This window comes from Acidovorax sp. FG48 (genome assembly GCF_057809085.1).
Map to the genome: position 1 here is coordinate 1 of NZ_JBMDJH010000056.1, position 598 is coordinate 598.

1 protein-coding gene is annotated in these 598 nt (G+C 59.4%); it reads left to right on the forward strand.

What is annotated here, in order from left to right; genetic code table 11:
• Window positions 1–37: 37 nt before the first annotated feature.
• The coding region (locus ACODSU_RS25295) for a tetratricopeptide repeat protein (protein WP_488845723.1) at window positions 38–598 on the forward strand (561 nt) is incomplete at its 3' end.

Here is a 598-nt window from a genome sequence, read left to right on the forward strand (position 1 = left end):
GGAGGGGTTTGCGAGGAAGGTGGAGCAGGCCTATGCCATGATGTTCGACGCTTGGTCTGGTGAGGCCGTTGATCAGCCTGTGGCCGTTCCACGGTCTCAATTGCTCAGGCGGCGTGGTCAGCCCTCCGAAGCCGCAATGAATGCGGTTGTGGCATGTTTCAACGCGCATGACTATGCCAAAGGGGTTGAGCTGGCTCGGGAGCTGACGCAGCACTATCCAGACCACGGTTTTGGTTGGAAGGCGCTGGGCAGCATGCTGCAGCCTCTAGGTCATGAAGAAGAGGCCATCTCCGCCAAGCGGCGGGCGGTGGCGCTGATGCCTGGTGACGCGGAGGCCTATTGCAACCTCGGGCACCTGTTGCAAAACCGCGGGGTGCTGTATGAAGCAGAGGCCGTACTGTTGCGGGCACTTGCGCTGCGCCCTGAATATGCCGAAGCCTACAACAACCTTGGGATCACTTACCAGAAGTTGGGGCGACACGATGAAGCCGACGCAGCTTTTCGGAACGCACTGAAGAAGCAAGCCAATCGAGCCATTACGGGCAACCTGCTGTTCACGCTGAACTACCACCCGGACAAGAGCGGGGAGGAGATTTAC